The organism is Cellulomonas wangleii (assembly GCF_018388445.1).
Classification (GTDB): Bacteria; Actinomycetota; Actinomycetes; order Actinomycetales; family Cellulomonadaceae; genus Cellulomonas; species Cellulomonas wangleii.
Genome location: NZ_CP074405.1, coordinates 724,999 through 744,691 on the forward strand (window position 1 = coordinate 724,999; position 19,693 = coordinate 744,691).

Consider the following 19,693-nt stretch of genomic DNA (forward strand, 5'->3'; position numbering starts at 1 on the left):
GCACTCTCCAGGTGAGAGTGACAGAATCACACCCGGCCGTCAGGTGAGGGTCGTCGTGGGCGTGACGTGAGCGCCCGTGACGGTCCGTCCGTCGCGGGCACCGACCGGCCACCCACGAACCGGAAGAAGGATCACAGCCCCATGGCCAAGATCATCGCCTTCGACGAGGAGGCCCGGCGGAGCATGGAGCGCGGGCTCAACGTGCTCGCCGACACCGTCAAGGTCACCCTGGGCCCGAAGGGCCGCAACGTCGTGCTCGACAAGAAGTGGGGCGCGCCGACGATCACCAACGACGGCGTCTCCATCGCCAAGGAGATCGAGCTCGAGGAGCCGTTCGAGAAGATCGGCGCCGAGCTCGTCAAGGAGGTCGCGAAGAAGACGGACGACGTCGCCGGTGACGGCACGACGACCGCGACCGTCCTGGCCCAGGCGCTGGTGCGCGAGGGTCTGCGCAACGTCGCCGCCGGTGCCAACCCGATCGCCCTGAAGAAGGGCATCGAGAAGGCCGTCGAGGCCGTCACGGCGCAGCTGCTGCTGCAGGCCAAGGAGATCGAGACCAAGGAGGAGATCGCCGCCACGGCCGCCATCTCCGCCGGTGACCCCGCGATCGGCGAGCTCATCGCCGAGGCCCTCGACAAGGTGGGCAAGGAGGGCGTCATCACCGTCGAGGAGTCGAACGCCCTCGGCCTGGAGCTCGAGCTCACGGAGGGCATGCGCTTCGACAAGGGCTTCCTGTCGGCGTACTTCGTGACCGACCCGGAGCGCCAGGAGGCGGTCCTCGAGGACGCGTACGTCCTGCTCGTCGAGTCCAAGGTCTCGAACGTCAAGGACCTGCTGCCGCTGCTGGAGAAGGTCATCCAGGCCGGCAAGCCGCTGCTCATCGTGGCCGAGGACGTCGAGTCCGAGGCGCTGGCGACGCTCGTCGTCAACCGCATCCGCGGGATCTTCAAGTCCATCGCCGTCAAGGCGCCGGGCTTCGGCGACCGCCGCAAGGCGATGCTGCAGGACATGGCCGTCCTCACCGGTGGCCAGGTCGTCTCCGAGACCGTCGGCCTCAAGCTGGACCAGGTCGGCCTCGAGGTGCTCGGCACCGCGCGCAAGGTCGTCGTGACCAAGGACGAGACCACGATCGTCGAGGGTGGCGGCGACGCGACCCAGATCGCCGGTCGGGTCAACCAGATCCGCGCCGAGATCGAGAACTCGGACTCGGACTACGACCGCGAGAAGCTGCAGGAGCGCCTCGCCAAGCTCGCCGGCGGCGTGGCCGTCATCAAGGCGGGCGCGGCCACCGAGGTCGAGCTCAAGGAGCGCAAGCACCGCATCGAGGACGCCGTGCGCAACGCCAAGGCGGCCGTCGAGGAGGGCATCGTCGCCGGTGGTGGCGTGGCGCTCATCCAGGCCGGCAAGCTCGCGTTCGAGAAGCTCGAGCTCGAGGGTGACGAGGCGACCGGTGCCAACATCGTGCGCGTCGCGATCGAGGCCCCGCTCAAGCAGATCGCCATCAACGCCGGCCTCGAGGGCGGCGTCGTGGCGGAGCGTGTCCGCAACCTCCCGGCCGGCCAGGGCCTCAACGCCGCGACCGGCGTGTACGAGGACCTGCTCGCCGCGGGCGTCAACGACCCGGTGAAGGTCACGCGCTCCGCGCTGCAGAACGCGGCGTCGATCGCGGCCCTGTTCCTCACCACCGAGGCCGTCGTGGCCGACAAGCCGGAGAAGTCGGCTCCTGCCGGCCCCGGCGGTGGCGAGGACTTCGGCGGCGGTTTCTGATCCGCTGAGCACCACCTGAACGGTCCGACGGCCGGTCACCCCGATGGGGTGGCCGGCCGTCGGCGTTCGTGCCGGGCGCGCTCAGCGCTCGCCGGGTGCGGGCGGCGCGGCCGGGGGATCCCACGGCGACGCGCCGGGGGCCGGCGGGACCGGGCCGGCGGGGAAGGAGTCGTACGGCGAGGCCGGGGCGCCGTAGCCGGGGGCGGCGGGGGTGGTGTCGCCGTAGCCCGGGGCGGTGCCGCCGTAGGCCGGTGCGGGGGCGCCGTAGCCGGTGCCGTAGCCGTACGGGGCTGCGCCGGGGTAGCCGGCCGCGCCGCCGCCGGGCATCTCGCCGGTCGCCAGCGCGAGCCGTGCCTCGGCCTCGCGCAGCCGGCGCTCCACCGGCCACTCCGTGAAGGCGAACATGATGAGGAAGACGACGTTCGCGACCGGCACCAGCATCAGCAGCCCGTGCCAGATCGTCCACCCGGCCTTGCGGGCGACCCGCATGTACAGGTAGATGCCGAACAGCAGGAACGCGACGTACAGGGCGCCCACGAGGACGATCCCGACGACCTCCCCGGCGCCGGGGCCTGTGTCGTAGGTCGAGTAGTCGTACGTGCTGGCGTGCATGGATGCTCCTTCTCGGGCCTGGTGGGCGCGGGAAGGTTACCGTCCGGGCGGGTCGGGCTGCTGCCGCCGTCCGGGGTGCCGGGCGCCGCCGGACGGGACGGGGTCAGGCGGCCTGCGCGAGGCGGGTCGCGAGCGACAGGGCCTGGGGGAGCGCCTCGAGGTACGTACGGCCGACCTCGTAGGCGTCCAGCCCGGTGGCGGCGAGGGACTCGGTGTCGTTCTCCTCCTGCGCGAGCACGGCCGCGAGGACCTGGCCGTACCGGCCACCGTGGTTCTCCAGGGCGTCGGCCACGGCCGCGGAGACCCCTGTCCGCGCGACCACCTGCCCCACGGGCAGCCGGAGGTGGGCGGCGACGGCCGACAGCAGGCCGACCGTGTACGCGGTGTCGTCCCCGCCCAGCGCGCCGCACGCGTGCGCGCGGGTCAGCAGGAACCAGAGCGTCTCCATCGACGTGGGCGTCGTGCCCACCAGGGCGGCGGTCGCCAGGGCGGTGAGCCGGCGCGGTCCGACCATCATCACGGCGAGCTGCACCGAGTCCACCTTGTGGCGCACGCCGGAGGCGGACGAGTTCACCAGGTGCAGCACGCGGATCGACAGCTCGGGGTCGCTCTCGACCGTGCGGCTGTACGCCACCGGGTCCGGCTGGGGCTCCGACAGCTGCCGCAGCAGCTCGAAGCACTGGATCTCGCCGGCCCCGAAGGTCCGCCGCTCCTCCGGGGGCTGACGCTGCAGCACCAGCGGGCCCTGCAGCAGCTCGGCGCCCGCCTCCAGCGCCGCGGTCACGCGGGGGCGCGTCGTCGCCTTGTCGGCGACCACCACGGCGCCCGCCGCCGACGCGCGCTGCACCAGCTCGGTGAGCAGGTGGGGCGGCAGGGAGCTGTCGACCTTGACGAGGTGCGCGTACGGCAGCAGCGCGTCCTGCACCGGGTCGCCCGCGTAGTCGGCCAGCGAGACCCGCACGGCGGCGTCGGTGAGGGCGGCCAGACGCCCTGCGGCACCGGACGCGAGCTGGTGGTGGGCCGGCACCTCGAGGATCATCCCGTGGGGCAGGTCCAGCACGCCGGGCGCCGCGAGCAGCTCGTGGGTGGCGCGCACCACCAGCGGACGGGTGCCCGCGATGCGGGCCAGGTCCACCGTGCGCAGGACCGCGTCGACCAGGTGCTCGACCGACTCCTCGGCGACCTCCTGCCCGTCGGGACCGGCCACGACCCCGCGCACGGCGTACGCGAACACGCTGCGGTCCGGGTGCACGACGGCCTGGCGCTGGATCATCGCGCCTGCGCGCGTCACGGGTGCGCTGCTCACTCGTCATCCTCCTGGGGGGTGGACCACGTGGGCCCGGGGGCCGCCGCGCCTCGGTTCGTGCGGGCGGTACGGGGACCGCGTCAGCCGAGCGGGGCCCGGAGCGGGTGGTCGGAGTCGAGCACCACCTGGGCGACGCGGCCGTCGCGCGGGTGCACGACGAGCGGCGCGAGCAGGTTCGCGGTGGGGCGGTCGCGGTCGTCGTCGGCCGGGTGCACGACCGCCAGCAGGACCGGTGCCCCGTCCTGCTCGACGTCCAGACCGAGGGCGGCGAGCCCTCCGGCCGGCAGCTCGGGTGCGTAGTCGGGGAAGAAGGCGTGCGGCTCGACGGCGAACAGCCGGACGGCGGGGCCGTCGGACGGCTCCGAGCGCAGCGCGAACAGCACCCCCGTGCCGTCGAGCGGGTCCAGCGCGTACGCGTCGTGCCCCGGCAGGCCGGGCAGGCCGCCCGGGACGCGCAGCGTCGCCGGCACCTCCCGCGGCCCGGCGGGCGTGGTGACGGTGACCAGGGCCTCCTGCACGGCGGTCACCGCAGGAAGTCCATGAGCGACGGCTGCAGGACCTTGGCGGCCGCGCCGAGGGCGCCGCGGTAGGCGACCTCCTGGCTCTGGACCTGCAGGATCACCTCGGCCAGGTCGACGTCCTCGACGCCGGAGACCTGCTGGGTCAGGGTGAGCGACCGCGTCGCCAGCACGTCCTTGGCCTCGAGGACCTGGTTGTGCCGCGCGCCGACGGAGGCGACCTGCTCGAGCATCGCGGACACGTGGCCGTCGATGGCCGTGATCCCGGCGGTCATGTCGCTGTCGCCGGACCGGATCGCTGCCGCCAGCGCGTCCAGCGCAGCGAACGCCGACGTGGGACCGGTGCCGAAGACGGCGGAGCCGTCGGCGTCCACCCGCACGGTCGACTCCGAGCCGACCTGGCGGGTGACCGCGGCGCCGGTGCCGTGCCACGCGTAGCCGGGCGGCGTGGTGGTGGTGTCGGTGGTGAAGGCGGGCCCCGCGGTGGTGCCGGCGAAGACCTGGCGTCCGGAGTACGTGGTGTTGGCCTGCTGCAGCAGGGAGTCGCGCCGTGCCTCGACCTCGGCGGCCAGCGCCTCGCGGGCGTCGGGGCCGAGGGCGCCGGAGCCGGCGCGGACCGCGAGGTCACGCGCGCCGCGCATGATCGACAGCGACTGGGTCAGGGCCGTGTCCACCGTGGTGAGCCACGCGTCGCCGTCGGCGACGTTGCGCTGGTGCTGGGCGGTGGTGCGCTGCTCGGCGCGCAGCCGCAGCAGGTCGTGCGCGCCGGACGGGTCGTCCGACGGCACGGAGATCTTGGTGCCGCTGGACATCTGCGCCTGCAGCCGGGCGGCCGCGTGCAGGTTGGCCTGCAGGTTCGCCAGGGTCGAGCGCTGGACGGTCGCGTGCGTGATGCGGGTCATGACGTCACCTCCCCACGATGCCGGTGCGGTTGATCAGGGTGTCGAGCATCTCGTCGATCGCGGTGAGCACCCGGGCGGCGCCCTCGTAGGCCCGCTGGAACGCGAGCATGCTCACCGTCTCCTCGTCGAGGTCGACGCTGGCGCCGGCCAGCTGCTGCTGCTCGGCCGCGGCGAGCGCGGTGCCCGCGACGGTCGCGCGCGACACGGCGCCGGAGGTGCGCACACCCAGGTCGGCGACGGCGGAGCGCCACCGCGCGTCGGGGCCGTCGGCCGAGGCCCCCAGCGCGGCGATGCGGGTGGCGACCGAGCCGTCGTACGCACCCGCCCCGGCGGTGCCGGCGCCGATCTGCGCGCCGCTCGTCAGGGCGACGGTGAGGCCGAGCGCGGGCGGCTGCCCCGCGGTGACGGTGAAGAAGTCCCCGCCCGGTGCGCCGCCGGGGGTGACGGCGCCGCGGTGCAGCGCGTTCACCTGGTCGGCGATGGTGGTGGCGAGCGCGTCGTACCCGGCCGCGGCCTCGGTGAGCAGGCCGCCGCGGTCCGGCGGGGCCAGCACCGACAGCAGGCCGGCCACGCGCCCGCCCTCGAGCCCGGCGGGCTGGTCCGGCCGGTCGGCCCACACCACGGAGACGGCCTGACCGCCCGTGGCCTGCGCGAACGACCCGGCGCCGGCGACCGCCAGGCGACTGGCGTCCTTCCCGGTCACCAGGGCGTTGCCGCCGACCAGGACGTCGACCTGCCCGTTCTGCCGCACGCGGGTGGTGGCGCCGACGAGCCCCGCGAGCTCGGTGACGAGCAGGTCGCGCTGGTCGGCCAGCTCGTGCGCGGTGCCGCCGGAGTTCTCGATCGCGAGGATCTGCTCGTTGAGCCCCGCGAGGGACTCCGCGGCGGTGTTGACCCGGTCGACCAGGGCGGACGTCGTCGAGCGCGCCTGCTGCCACTGCGTGCGGGCGTCGGAGTACAGGGTGGCCAGGCGGGTGGCCACGGCGGTGCCGCGCTCGAGCAGCACGGCCCGGGCGGCCCCCTGGTCGGAGCCGTTGGCGACGTCGGCCCAGCCGCTCCAGAAGTCGGAGAGCTGGCCGGCGAGCCCCGTGCCTGCGGGTTCCCCGATGCTCTTCTCGAGCGTCGTGTGGGCGTCGGCGCGGGCGGCCAGGTACGCGGCGCTGCTGCCGGCCGAGCGGACCTTGGCGTCGAGGAACACGTCGCCCAGCCGGTCGACGGACGCGGTGCGGGTGCCCTGGCCGACGCCGGGGGACGTGGCGAACATGGCCGGGACGCTCTGGCCGGCCACGGGCACGAGGGTGGCGCGCTGGCGCGTGTAGCCCACGGTGTTGGCGTTGGCGACGTTCTGGGCGGCGACGTCGAGCGACTGCCGCTGGGCGATCAGCGAGCTCAGCGCGGTGCTCACTCCGGAGAAGGTGCTCACGGGTGCTCCTAGATCGACTGGTCGACGAGCCGGGCGGGCGAGCCCGCGGCACCGGTGTGCCGGCCCTGGCCGTCGTAGGTGCGGACGGTGTCCTGCAGGGAGGCGAGCGTCTCCTGCGCGGCGCGGTGGGAGACGGCGAGCAGCTCGCGGTTCCCGTCGGCGAGCGCGGCGATCTCCGCCGTCAGCGAGGCGAACGCGTCGCGGTGCGCGCGCAGCAGCTCGTCCCAGGGGGCGGGGGCGTGCGCGGCGATCTCCGCGAGGCCCGCGCCGGGCTGCACGCCGACGTCCCGGGCGGCCTGGTCGGCCTCGAGCGCGCGGCCGAGCTCGGCGGTGCGGATCTCGTCGAGCACGGTCTCGACCTCGCGGGTGGCGTGGCCGAGCCACCGGGTACGCCCGGAGGAGAGGACGAGCTGCTCGGTCTCGAGCTTGAACAGCAGGAGCTCCAGGAGGTGCCGCTCGCGCCACAGGACCTCGGACAGCTGCTCGAGCGCGGGCCTGGGGCCCATCCGTCCCACCTCCTCCGACCGGCGCGGGGTGCGCCTGCCTGTCCTCCCCCCATCGGCCGCAGGGCCCGGAACCTGACGACTTCCGCGGCCACGTTCCGCGCCGGGGGGCACCCCATCGTCGGGCATGCGCTCTCCCGCAGGGCCTCCGAGGCCCTGACCTGGTCATGTGTCCATCACCCGAGACGATGTGATCTGCATCACACCGCGGTGCACGACGCGGTCGAGCGGTGAACCAGTTCGATCACTTTTAGCCCTCTCCCACCGTGCGAAACCGGGCAGGCCGTGGCAAGCGCTTGCAGGAGCCTCTGGAACAGCACCCGCTCGGGTCGTCAACTCCTGCGCGGGGCGCGCCGAGCACAACTGTGTGAACGTGAACACCGCGGCCGACGTCGCCGAGCTCGTCGAGGCCCACCTGCCCCTCGTCGGCTACAACGTGTCCGAGGTGCTGCACCGCGTGCCGCCGACGGTCAGCCGCGACGAGCTGGCCTCGGCCGGCGCCCTGGCCCTGGTGCTGGCCGCCCGGGCCTACGACGCGTCGACCAACGTGCCGTTCGCCCGCTACGCCAGCCTGCGCATCAAGGGCGCCCTGCTCGACGAGCTGCGGTCGATGGACTGGGCGAGCCGCGGCGCCCGGCGCCGCAGCCGCGAGGTCGAGGCGGCCGCCGACCGGCTGCGCGGGGCGCTGGGCCGCACGCCCAGCCGCGGGGAGATCGCCGAGACCCTGGGCGTCGCGGTCGCCGCGGTCGACGACGCGCGCGCCGACGCCGAGCGCCGCGTCATGTCCCTCGACGTGCCCGGCACCGCGGTGGCGGACAGCGTGCGCGACACCGACCGCACCCCCGAGGAGCAGGTGCTGGCCACCGAGCGGGTGCACTGGCTGCGCGCCGGCGTGCAGGAGCTGCCGGACCGGCTGCGGACCGTCATCGCTGGCCTGTACCTCGAGGACCGCTCGATCGCCGAGATCGCCGACGACCTGGGCGTGACGCAGTCCCGCGTCAGCCAGCTGCGCACCGAGGGCCTCGCGCTGCTGCGCGACGGCCTGAACTCCGCGTTCGACCCCGACCTGGTGGCCGCGCCCGAGCGCCCCGACGGCGTGGCGGAGCGCCGCCGGCAGGCGTACTACGCGGCCATGGCCGCGCGCGCCGCGCTGGGCGCCGCCCACCTCGACGCCGTGCCCCGCCAGCGCGACGGCCTCGGGCGCACCGCCGACCTGGTCGGCTGAGGACTCCCGGCCGGATCTCACCCGCGGCGACTCCTACGTCCCGCGGTGCACCGGCCGATGAGCAGGACGTGCCCACGGATGGGCCGACCGTGACCCGACTTCAGGAGGAATAAGAACCATGGGTCTCTCGATCAACACGAACCTCGCGGCGCTCAACGCGTACCGCAACCTCGGCACCACGCAGGGCGACCTGTCGAAGTCGCTCGAGAAGCTGTCCTCCGGTCTGCGGATCAACCGCGCCGCCGACGACGCCGCCGGCCTGGCGATCTCCGAGGGTCTGCGCGCGCAGATCTCCGGCACCAAGCAGGCCGTGCGCAACGCGCAGGACGGCATCTCCGTCGTGCAGACCGCGGAGGGCGCGCTCACCGAGACGCACTCCATCCTGCAGCGCATGCGCACGCTGTCGGTGCAGGCGGCCAACGACGGTGGTCTGTCGGAGAACGCGAAGCTGAACATCCAGGATGAGATGGACCAGCTCACGGACGAGATCGACCGGATCGCCGCGACGACCCAGTTCAACGGGACGCCGCTGTTGGACGGTGAATACAACAAGGGCTTCCAGGTTGGGGCGAACACCGCGGACTCCGACCGCATTGAGGTGTCGATCACGAAGATGGACGCCGAGACGCTCACTGTCGGCAACCTTGCGGTCGCCAACAGGGAGGCAAGCGACGGCGAGGACGCGCTCGTGGCAAACGCCAAGGGTGCTATCGACGCGATCGATATCGCCATCGGCATGGTCTCCGACGAGCGTTCCAAGCTCGGTGCCATCCAGAACCGCTTCGACCACACCATCAACAACCTCAACGTCGCGGTGGAGAACCTGTCCGCGTCGGAGAGCCGCATCCGTGACACGGACATGGCGCAGGAGATGGTGTCGTTCACGCGGGCGCAGATCCTGTCGCAGGCCGGCACCGCGATGCTCGCGCAGGCCAAGAACCTGCCGCAGTCGGTGCTGCAGCTCCTGCAGTGAGGCACCCGGTCGCCGTGAGGTGACCACCGGCACGACCCCGCGACCGGCGGTGGGTGGACGCACGTCCCCCGCCGCCGGTCGCACACCCGGGCGGTGACGCCCACGGCAGACGGGAACCGAGCATGGCGACGATCGACGGCATCGTGAGCGGTCTGGGCACCGGGGCGCTCATCGACAGCCTCATCGCCCTGCAGGCGGGCCAGCAGACCCTGCTGTCCCAGAAGAAGGCGACCGCGTCGTCCATGGTCACGGCGCTGCAGGCGCTCAACACCAAGGTCGCCTCGCTGGCCGAGCACGCCGCCACCGCCGCCAAGCCGGCGACGTGGCAGGCGGTCACCGCGGCCGTCACGCAGCCGGGCACCGCCACCGCCGCCCCGGGCACCACGCCCGGCGCCCCGGGCGCCGGAGCCGCGGGCGCCACGGCCACCGTGCGCACCGGTGCGCAGATCGGCACGCTGTCGTTCCGCGTGACCGCGGTCGCGCAGTCCCAGGCCTCCCTCGTGGAGCTGCCCGCGACGTTCGCGTCCACGACCCCCTCGTTCACGATCACCCGCGGCGGGCAGGACGTCACCGTCACCGCCGCGTCGTCCTCGGTGCCCGACCTGGTCGACGCCTTCAACGCCCCGGGCACCGGGGTGCGGGCCACCGCGGTCAAGGTCGCCGTGCTGGACGGCGAGGGCCGCGCGACGGGCGAGACCACGTACCGCCTGCAGCTCACCGGCACCGAGACCGGTGCGGCCCACGCCTTCACGGTCGCCCACGACGGGGCGGACCTGACCCTGGGGTCGGTGCGCACCGCGTCCGACTCGGCCATCACCCTGTTCCCCGGGTCGCCGTCCGAGCAGACCCTCACGTCGGCGTCCACGACGTTCGAGGGCGTCATGACCGGTGTCGACTTGGTGGTCACCGCCGTCACCGCCCCGGGTGCCGAGCCCCTCACGCTCGACGTCACCCGCGACCAGGCGGCCGCGCGCACGCTCGCCGCGGGCCTGGTCACCAACCTCACCACGGTGCTCTCCGAGATCGGATCGCGGACGCGCGCGACCACGGGGACCGCCGCGGACGGCGGCACCCTGGTCACCGGCGGGATCTTCGCCGGCAACACCGCCGTCCGCCTGCTGCAGCAGAACATCCTGGCCCAGGGCTCGATGCCCGTCGGCGGCACGTCACCGTCCGACGTCGGCATCGTCCTCGGCAAGGACGGCACGTTCACGTTCGACCAGGCGGTGTTCGACGCAGCGATGGCGGCCGACCCCGAGAAGGTCGCCACCGTGCTCCAGGGCGTCGCCGCCCGCCTGGCCGAGACCGCCAAGGCGGCGTCGGACCCGATCAGCGGCACCCTCACCCTGTCCGTCACCGCCCAGCAGGGCACCGTGCGCGACCTGGGCGACCGCATCGCCGAGTGGGACGACCGCCTGGCCGCCCGCCGCGCGTCGCTCGAGCGCACCTACGCCAGCCTGGAGACCACGCTGTCCGGCCTGCAGTCGCAGGCCGGGTACCTGTCGAGCTACCTGGCGAGCAGCACCCCGAGCACGTCCAGCTGACCCCCGGAGGAGCCATGTACGACGCCCGGAGCCGGTACGTCGCGGCCGCGGTGCAGACCGCGAGCCCCGCGCGGCTGCTCACGATGCTCGCCGACCGCCTGGTCCTCGACGTCGAGCGCGCTGCCCAGGCCCTCGCCGAGGAGCGCCGCGTGGACGCCACGCAGCACCTCGCGCACGCGCAGGACATCGTCGCCGAGCTGGCCGCCAGCCTCGACGTGCAGGAGTGGGACGGCGGCCCGCAGCTGCTGTCCATCTACACGTGGCTGCTGCGCGAGCTGCTCGCCGTGTCCAGCGGCGGGGACGCGGTGCGGCTGGACGGCTGCCGGCAGATCGTCGCCGAGCTGGCCCGCACCTGGCACGACGCGGCCGACGTGGCCGCCGCGCCGGCACCGGCCGACCCGCCGACGGCCGCGCCGAGCGGCCTGCTCGGCGTCGGCTGACCACCACCGTGACCATGACCCCGGCGTCCCGCGAGGCCACGTTCCGCACCTGCTGGGACCGCGCGCTGGCCGACCTCGAGCTCGAGGTCGAGCACGCCGAGGAGCTGCTGCGCGTCGCGCACCTGCCCGCGCCGCAGGACGTCGCCCAGCGCGCCGCCTGGCACCCGCCGGCCGACCTGGGCCCGCTGCCCGCGTCCCTGGTCGCGCGCGCCCGCGCGCTGCACGCCCGGCAGCTGGACGTCGCCCGCCGGCTGGCCGAGCAGGCCGCCGTCTCGCGCCGGCACCTGGCCGCGGCCACCGCGCTGCGCGAGCGTCCGCCCGCGCAGCCGGTGTACCTCGACCTCGAGGGCTGAGCGGCCCCGGAGCCGGTCCGCGGGCGCCGTCGACAGTGCCGTCGACAGTGCCGCCCGGTTCGCCTGCGCCGGACGGGTGAAGTGCGGACCCGCGGCCCCGGACCCCTCACGTCCGGCCCGCGCGGGCCGATGGGCGGGTGAGCACGGATCGCTCACGCAGCAGGCCACGGATCGGCCGACCAGGACCACGCCGTGGTGAGGTGGGCCCGCATGGGCATGTTCGACTCCGTGAGCGTCCGCGCGCTCGACAGCGCGCTCGACGCCCTGGCGATGCGGCAGCGCGTCAGCGCCGCCAACGTCGCCAACCTGCAGACGCCGGGCTACCGCGCCCAGCGCGTCGCGTTCGAGGCCGAGCTCGCCTCGGCCGTCCGGCAGGGCGACGGTGCCGTCACCGCGAGCGTGGCCCGCAGCCTGGAGCCCACGCGCCAGGACGGCAACAACGTCAACCTCGAGACCGAGACGCTGCTCCAGATCGACACGAACCTGCGCTACCAGCTGGCGACGCAGGCGATGTCCGGCACGTTCTCGTCCGTCCGCACCGCGATGAGGACCAGCTGATGACGATCTTCGGGGCCATCGGCATGGCCGGGACCGGCATGACCGTGACGCGCAAGTGGATGGACGCCATCAGCGACAACCTCGCGAACGCGAGCACCGTCACCTCGACCTCCGAGGAGGCGTTCCGCACCCGCTACGTCGTCGCGCAGGAGATGGCCGACGGCGGTGTGCAGGTGGCGGGCGTCGCGCTCGGCGCGGCCGAGGGCCGTCTGGTGCACGAGCCGGACCACCCGCTCGCCGACGCGGACGGGTACGTGCGGTACCCCGACGTCGACATGGCGTCGCAGATGACGCAGCTGATCATGGCCCAGCGCGGCTACCAGGCGAATGCCGCCGTGGTCTCGCGGGCCACCGAGTCGTACCAGGCCGCCCTGCAGATCGGGCGCAGCTGATGAGCGCGCTGGGTGTCACCCCCGTCGCGGGCGTCACGTCGACGCTGCCCGCCGTCGAGCTCGGCGGTGCCGCGTCCGTCGCCGCACCGTCCGGCGCCTTCGCCGGCGTCCTCGGGCAGGTCGAGCAGCTCCAGCAGCTGCAGTCGACGTCCCAGGAGCTGGCCGTCAAGGCCGTGACCGGCGACCTCGACGACGTGCACGACTACACCGTCGCCTCCGCCCAGTCGTCCCTGGCCCTCGAGCTGACCGCCGCCGTGCGGAACAAGGCCGTCGAGGCGTTCACCGAGATCATGAGGATGCAGGTCTGATGCCCGCACAGGTGCAGGACGCGTGGAGCCGGCTCACCGGCACGGTCGGGCGGCTCACGCTCGCGCAGCGCACGTTCGCGCTCATCGGCATCGCCGCGGTGGTGCTGGGCGCCGTCGCGCTGACGAGCTGGATGTCGCGGCCCACGCTGGTGCCGCTGTTCTCCGGCCTGTCCGGCGCCGACGCCAGCGCGGTCGTCGACGAGCTCACGTCGGCCGGCGTCGCGTACCAGCTGGGCGACGGCGGGGCGACGGTGCTGGTGCCCGCGTCCGCCGTCTACGAGCAGCGGGTGCGCCTGGCCGCCGCCGGCCTGCCCGCCGACACCGACGGCAGCGGCTACTCCCTGCTCGACCAGATGCCCATGACCGCCTCGGAGTTCCAGCAGGAGACGACGTACCGGCGCGCGCTCGAGGGCGAGCTGTCCCGCACCGTCGCCGCCATCGAGGGCGTGCAGGCGGCCACGGTGCGCCTGGCGATCCCCGAGGAGACCGTCTTCGTCGCCGAGAAGTCCGACCCCACGGCCTCCGTGTTCGTCCGCACCCGCCCGGGTGCCGAGCTCACGGCCGACCAGGTGCAGGCCGTGACGCACCTGGTGTCCGCGGGCGTGGACGGCATGGAGCCCACCGACGTGGCCGTGGTCGACGCCGCCGGCCAGGTCCTGTCGGCCGTCGGCGCCGCGAGCGTGGGCGGCGCGCTGGCCGACTCGCGCGCCGCCGACTACGAGGCGCGCGTGGGCGGGGCCGTGCAGACCATGCTGGACCGGCTCGTCGGGCCGGGGGCCGCGGCCGTGACGGTCAACGCGCAGCTCGACCTGTCCGAGTCGCAGCGCACCACCGAGGAGTTCTCGGCCACCCCCGACACCCCGCCGCTCGGCGCCTCGACCACCACCGAGGAGTACGCGGGCACCGGCGGGGGCAACGCCACGGGCGTGCTGGGACCCGACAACGTCGCGGTGCCCGGTGGCGTGGACGGCGGCGCCGGCACCTACAGCTCCACCAGCGAGGACGTGACCAACGCGGTCAACAAGAGCACCGAGGTGACCCGGTCGGCCCCGGGCACGCTGCAGAAGCAGTCCGTGTCCGTGCTGGTCGACGACCGGGCCGCCGGGGCGCTGGACATGGCCGACCTGACGGCGGCCGTCTCCGCCGCCGCGGGCATCGACACCGAGCGCGGCGACACCCTGTCGGTGCAGCGCATGTCGTTCGACACCGCGTCGGCGCTGGCCGCGCAGGAGGCGCTGGCGGCCGCCGACGCGCAGACCGCCGCGGCCGAGCGCAACGGGCTGGTCCGGGACGTCGCGACGGCCGCCGGGATCGTGCTGCTCGTCGTGGTCGTGCTCACCGTGCTGGGGCGGCGCTCGCGCCGTGCCCGCCGCGAGGCCCTCGACCTCGGCGAGCTCGCCGCGGCGCGCCAGGCGCCCGTGACGCTGGCGCTGCCGGAGGACGACCTGCCCGTGCTGCCGCCCGCGCCGCCCGCGCCGGACCCGACCGCGGTGCGCCGCGCCGAGATCGCCGCGCTGGCCGACGAGCAGCCCGAGCAGGTGGCCGAGCTGCTGCGCGGCTGGATGACGACGGGGGCGCCGCGATGACCGTCACCGGCCGGCAGAAGGCCGCCCTGCTGCTGCTGCAGCTCGGCAAGGAGCGCGCCGCGCGGGTCATGGCGCAGCTCGACGTGGCCGAGATCGAGGACCTGACCTCCGAGATCATGCGCATGGACCGGGTCGACCAGAGGCTCGCGGACGAGATCGTCGACGAGTTCTACGGCGTCGCCGAGATCGGCCCCGGCGTCGGCGGCGGGCCCGGGTTCGCGCAGCAGCTGCTGGAGGCGTCGCTCGGCAAGGAGAAGGCCGCCGGGATGATCGAGCGGCTGCAGGCCTCCATGGCCGGGCACTCCTTCGAGTTCCTGCAGAAGGCCGACGCGCGCCAGGTGGTGTCCCTGCTCGACGGGGAGCACCCCCAGACCGTCGCCCTGGTCCTGGCTCACCTGCGACCCGACCACGCCTCGGCGATCCTCGCGGGCCTGCCCGTCGACGTCCGCGCCGACGTGGCCCACCGCATCGCGCTCATGGAGCGGGCGTCCCCGGACGTCGTGGCCGTCGTCATCGAGGCGCTGCAGCGCAAGGCGTCCGCCGTGCTGCAGCCGCGCGAGCTGGCGGCCGTCGGAGGCGTGCAGCCGCTCGTCGAGATCATCAACCGCGCCGACCCGACCACCGAGAAGTCGATCCTCGAGGGCCTGTTCGAGCGCGACGAGGCCCTGGCCGACCAGGTCCGCAGCCTGATGTTCGTCTTCGGTGACGTCGTGCTGCTCGAGGACCGCGCGGTGCAGCTCGTGCTGCGGCAGGTCGAGACCGGCACGCTCGCGCAGGCTCTCAAGGGCTCACCCACGGAGGTGCGCGACAAGATCCTCACCAACCTGTCCGACCGGGCGCGCGAGAACCTGGTCGAGGAGATCGACCTGCTCGGGCCGGTGCGCCTGTCGCAGGTCGAGGAGGCGCGCGCCGCGATCGTCCAGGTCATCCGTGGCCTGGAGGAGAGCGGCCAGATCGTCGTCCGCCGCGACGCCGAGGACGAGCTCGTTGCCTGACCTCGACTTCGTGCCGCTGCAGCGCACGCCCGCCCCGCCCGCCCCGCCGGCCGCCGCGCCCCGGGCGATGGCGCTGTCGCGCCTCGACGCGCCCACGGCGCCGGACCCCGCCGCGCACGCGGCGGGCTGGGCCGCGGGGTACGCCGCGGGCGCCCGCCGTGCCGCGCAGGACGCGGCGGCGCGGCTGGACGCGGCGCACGCGGAGCAGCAGCGCGCCGAGGCGGCACGGGCGGACGCGCACGCGGCGTCCCTGGTGGCCCTGGACGCCGCCGCGCAGGCCCTGCGGGCACGGGAGACGCCCGTGCTGGCCGGCGCGCTGCAGGCCGTGCACTCCGCGGCGCTCGAGATCGCGGTCGCCCTGCTCGGCGTCGAGCTCACCGACGCGTCCGCCGCGGCGCGCGCCGCGCTGGCGCGCGTGCTCACCGCCCCGGACCTGCCCGACGACCTCGTCGTGCACCTGCACCCGCGGGACCTGGCGGCCGTCCCGACCGACGTCCCCGCCGGCGTCGTGCTCGTCGCGGACCCCGCCCTGGCACCCGGCGACGCCGTCGCCGAGCACGCCGACGGCCACCTGGACGCGCGCCTGTCCGCCGCGGTCGCCCGCGCCCGCGGCGCCCTGGACCTCGCATGACCCCCGCCACGACGCCGTCGGCGACCGGCGCGGACCGGTGGGACCGCGCCCTGCGCGCCGCCCGGCCCGTGCCGGTCGGCCGGGTGCGCGCCGTCGTCGGCCTGTCGGTCGAGACGGTGGGCACGGGTGCCGCCGTCGGCGAGCTCGTCACCCTCGGCGAGGGGGCCGACGCGGTGACCGCCGAGGTCGTGGCCACCGCGGGCGGCGCCACCCGGTGCATGCCGCTGGGCCCCACGCACGGCATGCGCGCCGGCCTGCCCGTGCGCGCCCACGGCACCGGTCTGCTGGTGCCCGTCGGCGCGGGTCTGCTCGGCCGCGTGCTGGACGGGCTCGGCCGGCCCATCGACGGCCGCGGGCCGCTCGACGCCGAGGCGATGGTCCCGCTGGACGCCCCCGCACCGCACCCCCTGGAGCGCGCCCGCGTCGACGCCCCCGTGCCGCTGGGCGTGCGCGTGCTGGACACCCTGGTCACCACCGGGCGCGGGCAGCGCCTGGGTCTGTTCGCCGGGTCCGGCGTCGGCAAGTCCAGCCTGCTGTCGATGATCGCGCGCGGCACCGACGCCGAGGTGTCGGTGATCGCGCTGGTCGGGGAGCGCGGCCGCGAGGTGCGGGAGTTCCTCGAGGACGACCTGGGCCCCGAGGGTCTCGCGCGGTCGGTCGTCGTCGTCGCGACGTCCGACCAGCCGCCGCTGGTGCGTCTGCGCTCCGCGTTCGTGGCCACGCGCATCGCCGAGCACCTGCGCGACCAGGGCCGCCACGCGGTGCTGATGATGGACTCCCTGACGCGCGTGGCCATGGCCCAGCGCGAGATCGGGCTGTCCGTCGGGGAGCCGCCGGCGACCCGCGGCTACCCGCCCAGCACGTTCGCGCTGCTCGCCCGGCTGCTCGAGCGCGCCGGGACGGGCCCCACGGGCTCGGTCACCGGCCTGTACACCGTGCTGGTGGACGGCGACGACCACAACGAGCCCATCGCCGACGCGGCCCGCTCGATCCTCGACGGGCACGTCGTGCTCGACCGCCGTCTGGCGGTCGCCGGGCACTTCCCGTCCGTCGACGCGCTGGGGTCGGTCTCGCGCGTCGCGGGCCGCGTGAGCACGCCGCAGCAGCGGGCCGACGCGGCGCGGCTGCGCGCCGTGATGGCGGCCCGCCGGCAGGCGCAGGACCTCATCGACGTCGGCGCGTACGTGGCCGGCTCCAACCCGCTGGTGGACACCGCCGTCACCCACGCCGCCGCGATCGACGCGTTCCTGCGCCAGGGGATGGACGAGCGCGCACCCGCGGGTGAGTCCTGGGGCCGGCTGCGGGCGCTGGTGGCGCAGATGGGGGAGTCATGAGCCGTCCCTTCCCGCTCGCGGGCCTGCTGCGGGTGCGCGCGCTCGCGGAGGACACCGCCGCCGCGGAGCTCGCCGGTGCGCGTCGTGAGGAGCGTGCCGCGCACGAGCGTGCCGCGCGCACGGCCGAGGTCCTCGGTGCCGCACGGCCGCCCGGTGAGGCGGACGTCGCGGCCTGGCAGGCGGCGGTCGCCGCCCGGTTGTCGCTGTCCGCGCTGCTGACCGAGGACGTCGAGCGCGTCCGCGGCGCGCAGGACGCGGTGGAGCGGCGCCAGGAGGACTGGACCGCCGCCCGCATCCGCACGCGCGCGGTCGAACGGCTGCGGGACAAGCACGACGTCGCCGAGCGGCAGCAGGAGGAGCGCGCCGAGCAGGCCGTGCTCGACGAGGTCGCGGCCCGCAGCACGGACCCGACAGCACCCGGGGAGGACGCATGACCACGACCGTGGCGGGCCCGACGGCCCCCGCGCGCGCACCGCTGCCCGGCGGCGCGCCCCGCACCGGACCCCGGGCGGACGCGTTCGCCGACGTGCTGCGCGCGCAGGTCGGGACCGCGGACGGCAGGCGCGACGCCCGCCCGCCGCGCGGCGCCGCGGCGGACGGCCGGTCCGACGTGCGCGCCGGCCTCGACCGGACGCCGCGGCCCGAGCAGCCCGTGCGTGCGGTGGGCGGTCGCGGCAGCGACGGTGCGCCGTCCGACGTCGACGCGCGCACCGGCGACGCCGCGGTGCCGACCGACGCGACGCCCGGCACGGATGCGCTCGCGGCGGCCGTGGCCGTCACCGGCCAGACCGCCGCCCCGCCGGCCACGGCCCTCGCCGCACCCGCCGGCCTCACCGCCCTGCCGGCCGCCGACGGGTCCGCCGCGTCGGGCGCGACAGCCGGTGCCGCCCCCGGCGCAGCCACCGCCCTCACCGCACCCGCCGCCCTCACCGCCGCACCCGCCGGCGCGCTGACCGGCGGCGCTGCCGCGACCGACGCGCCACTGGCCGCGGTGGCGACCGGTGCCGCTGCCGGCGCCCCGCCGGCCGAGGTGGCGTCCGGTGGCCACCCCGGTACCCCGCCGGGGACCCTGCCCGTCGCCGGTGCGGCCGCCGGACCCGCGGCACCTGCGCCCGGTGCACCGGCCCCGACCGCCGTGGCGGGCGCTGCTCTTCCCGCCGGCGCGGTCGCGCCGGCGGCCCCCGCCGTCACCGACCCCGCCCTGGCCGCTCCCGACGCCCCGTCGGACACCGGCGCCCGCCCGCCCGCCTGGGCGCCCGTCGCGGCACCCGCGGCCGCCCCCGGCCCCGCCCCGGCCGCCGCACCCGTGCCCCCCGCCGCCGCGTCCGCGGCCACGCCCGCCGCGTTCACCGAGCAGCTCGGCGCGCGCCTGCGGTCCCTGACCGGGCTGGGCGCCGGCCGGCACGTCCTCACCGTCCCCCTGGACCCCGAGCACCTCGGCCCGGTCCGGGTGGTCGCCCACATCGGCCCCGAGGGCGTGCGGCTTGACCTGGCCGGCGCCACCGACGCGTCCCGCGAGATGCTGCGCGCCACCCTGGCCGACCTGCGTCGGGACCTGCAGACCGCCGGTCTGCACGCCGAGCTCGACCTCGGTGGCCGCGGCGAGCAGCCCGGCCGCGACCCGGGCCGGCCCGGCGGCGCCGCGGGACGTCCTGACGCGACCACCGGAGGGCCCCGCCCCGCCGGACCGGCGGACGCCCCCGCCGACGCCGCCCCCGCCCCCACGCGCCCCGGCGCGATCGACCTCGTCGTCTGACCCCGGAGCAGCCATGACCATCGACACGTCGTACGCCGCAAGCGGCACCACGCGCACGCCCGACGCGGCCGCCACCACGGCCACGTCCAACGACTCCCTGGACAAGCAGGCGTTCCTCCAGCTCCTGGTCGCGCAGCTGCGCTACCAGGACCCGACGAGCCCCATGGACACCTCCCAGCTCATGGCGCAGACCACGCAGCTGACGACCATGGAGCGTCTCGTCGAGCTGTCCGACACCCAGCGCGAGGCCTTCGCGCTGCAGATGCGCTCGTCCGCCGCCGCGCTCGTCGGCACCCAGGTCGAGTGGACCGACGCCGACGGCGTCACGTCGCGCGGCCTGGTGTCCGCGGTGTCCTACGCGACGTCCGTGCCGACCGTGCGCGTCGGCGACGTCGACGTGCCGCTCGACGCGGTCGCCGCCGTCACGGGCCGCGCCTCCACCACGCCCGGCACCACCGAGCCCGGCACCACCGCACCCGACGCACCCGGCACCGACCCCGACCTCACCCCCGGCGCCCCCGGCGCCACCCCCACCGCCGCCTGACGCGGACCACCGAAAGGGAACCG

22 protein-coding genes are annotated in these 19,693 nt (G+C 75.5%); 16 read left to right on the forward strand and 6 right to left on the reverse strand.

What is annotated here, in order from left to right; all coding sequences use genetic code 11:
- Positions 1-141 precede the first annotated feature (141 nt).
- A complete protein-coding gene (gene groL / locus KG103_RS03545) occupies positions 142-1,767 on the forward strand; it encodes a chaperonin GroEL (RefSeq protein ID WP_207340484.1) in 1,626 nt (541 codons plus the stop codon).
- 81 nt (positions 1,768-1,848) lie between these two features.
- Here groL and KG103_RS03550 read toward each other — a convergent pair whose 3' ends face one another.
- The 6 genes from KG103_RS03550 to flgN form a co-directional block, all read right to left on the reverse strand.
- A complete protein-coding gene (locus KG103_RS03550; protein WP_207340485.1) occupies positions 1,849-2,379 on the reverse strand; it encodes a hypothetical protein in 531 nt (176 codons plus the stop codon).
- Between the two features lie 103 nt (positions 2,380-2,482).
- Positions 2,483-3,685 carry an EAL and HDOD domain-containing protein gene (locus KG103_RS03555; RefSeq protein ID WP_207340486.1) on the reverse strand — a complete coding sequence of 401 codons (1,203 nt, stop codon included), beginning with the start codon at positions 3,683-3,685 and terminating at the stop codon, positions 2,483-2,485.
- Between the two features lie 80 nt (positions 3,686-3,765).
- Positions 3,766-4,212, reverse strand: coding sequence for a flagellar assembly protein FliW (locus KG103_RS03560; protein ID WP_207340487.1), 447 nt, complete (start codon positions 4,210-4,212; stop codon positions 3,766-3,768).
- Positions 4,209-5,105 carry a flagellar hook-associated protein FlgL gene (flgL, locus tag KG103_RS03565; RefSeq protein ID WP_207340488.1) on the reverse strand — a complete coding sequence of 299 codons (897 nt, stop codon included), beginning with the start codon at positions 5,103-5,105 and terminating at the stop codon, positions 4,209-4,211. Before flgL ends, KG103_RS03560 begins: the two co-directional genes overlap by 4 nt.
- A 4-nt stretch (positions 5,106-5,109) precedes the next feature.
- Positions 5,110-6,528 carry a flagellar hook-associated protein FlgK gene (gene flgK / locus KG103_RS03570; RefSeq protein WP_207340489.1) on the reverse strand — a complete coding sequence of 473 codons (1,419 nt, stop codon included), beginning with the start codon at positions 6,526-6,528 and terminating at the stop codon, positions 5,110-5,112.
- A gap of 8 nt (positions 6,529-6,536) precedes the next feature.
- A complete protein-coding gene (gene flgN / locus KG103_RS03575; RefSeq protein WP_207340490.1) occupies positions 6,537-7,034 on the reverse strand; it encodes a flagellar export chaperone FlgN in 498 nt (165 codons plus the stop codon).
- 364 nt (positions 7,035-7,398) lie between these two features.
- Here flgN and KG103_RS03580 point away from each other — a divergent pair, with 364 nt between their 5' ends.
- From KG103_RS03580 to KG103_RS03650, 15 genes are all read left to right on the forward strand, one after another.
- The gene (locus KG103_RS03580; protein ID WP_249670760.1) at positions 7,399-8,256 is read left to right on the forward strand and encodes a sigma-70 family RNA polymerase sigma factor; all 858 of its coding nucleotides are present in this window, start codon (positions 7,399-7,401) and stop codon (positions 8,254-8,256) included.
- A gap of 118 nt (positions 8,257-8,374) precedes the next feature.
- The gene (locus KG103_RS03585; RefSeq protein WP_207340491.1) at positions 8,375-9,229 is read left to right on the forward strand and encodes a flagellin N-terminal helical domain-containing protein; all 855 of its coding nucleotides are present in this window, start codon (positions 8,375-8,377) and stop codon (positions 9,227-9,229) included.
- Positions 9,230-9,351: 122 nt separating this feature from the next.
- On the forward strand, positions 9,352-10,773 hold the full coding sequence (fliD, locus tag KG103_RS03590; protein WP_207340492.1) for a flagellar filament capping protein FliD: 1,422 nt from the start codon (positions 9,352-9,354) through the stop codon (positions 10,771-10,773).
- Positions 10,774-10,787: 14 nt separating this feature from the next.
- Complete coding sequence (locus KG103_RS03595; protein ID WP_207340493.1) at positions 10,788-11,213, forward strand: flagellar export chaperone FliS; 426 nt, start codon at positions 10,788-10,790, stop codon at positions 11,211-11,213.
- Between the two features lie 14 nt (positions 11,214-11,227).
- The gene (locus tag KG103_RS03600; RefSeq protein WP_207340494.1) at positions 11,228-11,566 is read left to right on the forward strand and encodes a hypothetical protein; all 339 of its coding nucleotides are present in this window, start codon (positions 11,228-11,230) and stop codon (positions 11,564-11,566) included.
- A gap of 216 nt (positions 11,567-11,782) precedes the next feature.
- Positions 11,783-12,124 (forward strand): flagellar basal body rod protein FlgB, encoded by a 342-nt coding sequence (locus tag KG103_RS03605; RefSeq protein ID WP_207340793.1) that lies wholly within the window; start codon positions 11,783-11,785, stop codon positions 12,122-12,124.
- Positions 12,124-12,516, forward strand: a complete 393-nt coding sequence (locus KG103_RS03610) for a flagellar basal body rod protein FlgC (protein WP_207340495.1) — start codon at positions 12,124-12,126, stop codon at positions 12,514-12,516. The genes KG103_RS03605 and KG103_RS03610 overlap by 1 nt, the downstream gene beginning before the upstream one ends.
- Positions 12,516-12,824: a flagellar hook-basal body complex protein FliE gene (gene fliE / locus KG103_RS03615; RefSeq protein ID WP_207340496.1), complete on the forward strand. Its 309-nt coding sequence runs from the start codon at positions 12,516-12,518 to the stop codon at positions 12,822-12,824. The genes KG103_RS03610 and fliE overlap by 1 nt, the downstream gene beginning before the upstream one ends.
- The gene (gene fliF, locus KG103_RS03620; protein ID WP_207340497.1) at positions 12,824-14,410 is read left to right on the forward strand and encodes a flagellar basal-body MS-ring/collar protein FliF; all 1,587 of its coding nucleotides are present in this window, start codon (positions 12,824-12,826) and stop codon (positions 14,408-14,410) included. Before fliE ends, fliF begins: the two co-directional genes overlap by 1 nt.
- Positions 14,407-15,405, forward strand: coding sequence for a flagellar motor switch protein FliG (gene fliG, locus KG103_RS03625; protein ID WP_207340498.1), 999 nt, complete (start codon positions 14,407-14,409; stop codon positions 15,403-15,405). Before fliF ends, fliG begins: the two co-directional genes overlap by 4 nt.
- Positions 15,398-16,036 (forward strand): FliH/SctL family protein, encoded by a 639-nt coding sequence (locus tag KG103_RS03630; protein ID WP_207340499.1) that lies wholly within the window; start codon positions 15,398-15,400, stop codon positions 16,034-16,036. The genes fliG and KG103_RS03630 overlap by 8 nt, the downstream gene beginning before the upstream one ends.
- Positions 16,033-17,370: a FliI/YscN family ATPase gene (locus tag KG103_RS03635; protein ID WP_207340500.1), complete on the forward strand. Its 1,338-nt coding sequence runs from the start codon at positions 16,033-16,035 to the stop codon at positions 17,368-17,370. The genes KG103_RS03630 and KG103_RS03635 overlap by 4 nt, the downstream gene beginning before the upstream one ends.
- Complete coding sequence (locus KG103_RS03640; protein WP_207340501.1) at positions 17,367-17,804, forward strand: flagellar export protein FliJ; 438 nt, start codon at positions 17,367-17,369, stop codon at positions 17,802-17,804. Before KG103_RS03635 ends, KG103_RS03640 begins: the two co-directional genes overlap by 4 nt.
- Positions 17,801-19,126 carry a flagellar hook-length control protein FliK gene (locus KG103_RS03645; protein ID WP_207340502.1) on the forward strand — a complete coding sequence of 442 codons (1,326 nt, stop codon included), beginning with the start codon at positions 17,801-17,803 and terminating at the stop codon, positions 19,124-19,126. The genes KG103_RS03640 and KG103_RS03645 overlap by 4 nt, the downstream gene beginning before the upstream one ends.
- A gap of 13 nt (positions 19,127-19,139) precedes the next feature.
- Positions 19,140-19,670: a flagellar hook assembly protein FlgD gene (locus KG103_RS03650; protein ID WP_207340503.1), complete on the forward strand. Its 531-nt coding sequence runs from the start codon at positions 19,140-19,142 to the stop codon at positions 19,668-19,670.
- Positions 19,671-19,693 lie beyond the last annotated feature (23 nt).

Bases quoted from the DNA above. Each gene is read 5' to 3' on its own strand.
- groL (WP_207340484.1), top strand. From the start codon at position 142: ATGGCCAAGATCATCGCCTTCGACGAGGAGGCCCGGCGGAGCATGGAG.
- KG103_RS03550 (WP_207340485.1), bottom strand. From the start codon at position 2,379: ATGCACGCCAGCACGTACGACTACTCGACCTACGACACAGGCCCCGGC.
- flgL (WP_207340488.1), bottom strand. From the start codon at position 5,105: ATGACCCGCATCACGCACGCGACCGTCCAGCGCTCGACCCTGGCGAAC.
- flgN (WP_207340490.1), bottom strand. From the start codon at position 7,034: ATGGGCCCCAGGCCCGCGCTCGAGCAGCTGTCCGAGGTCCTGTGGCGC.
- KG103_RS03585 (WP_207340491.1), top strand. From the start codon at position 8,375: ATGGGTCTCTCGATCAACACGAACCTCGCGGCGCTCAACGCGTACCGC.
- fliD (WP_207340492.1), top strand. From the start codon at position 9,352: ATGGCGACGATCGACGGCATCGTGAGCGGTCTGGGCACCGGGGCGCTC.
- KG103_RS03595 (WP_207340493.1), top strand. From the start codon at position 10,788: ATGTACGACGCCCGGAGCCGGTACGTCGCGGCCGCGGTGCAGACCGCG.
- KG103_RS03600 (WP_207340494.1), top strand. From the start codon at position 11,228: ATGACCCCGGCGTCCCGCGAGGCCACGTTCCGCACCTGCTGGGACCGC.
- KG103_RS03605 (WP_207340793.1), top strand. From the start codon at position 11,783: ATGTTCGACTCCGTGAGCGTCCGCGCGCTCGACAGCGCGCTCGACGCC.
- KG103_RS03610 (WP_207340495.1), top strand. From the start codon at position 12,124: ATGACGATCTTCGGGGCCATCGGCATGGCCGGGACCGGCATGACCGTG.
- fliE (WP_207340496.1), top strand. From the start codon at position 12,516: ATGAGCGCGCTGGGTGTCACCCCCGTCGCGGGCGTCACGTCGACGCTG.
- fliF (WP_207340497.1), top strand. From the start codon at position 12,824: ATGCCCGCACAGGTGCAGGACGCGTGGAGCCGGCTCACCGGCACGGTC.
- fliG (WP_207340498.1), top strand. From the start codon at position 14,407: ATGACCGTCACCGGCCGGCAGAAGGCCGCCCTGCTGCTGCTGCAGCTC.
- KG103_RS03635 (WP_207340500.1), top strand. From the start codon at position 16,033: ATGACCCCCGCCACGACGCCGTCGGCGACCGGCGCGGACCGGTGGGAC.
- KG103_RS03640 (WP_207340501.1), top strand. From the start codon at position 17,367: ATGAGCCGTCCCTTCCCGCTCGCGGGCCTGCTGCGGGTGCGCGCGCTC.
- KG103_RS03645 (WP_207340502.1), top strand. From the start codon at position 17,801: ATGACCACGACCGTGGCGGGCCCGACGGCCCCCGCGCGCGCACCGCTG.
- KG103_RS03650 (WP_207340503.1), top strand. From the start codon at position 19,140: ATGACCATCGACACGTCGTACGCCGCAAGCGGCACCACGCGCACGCCC.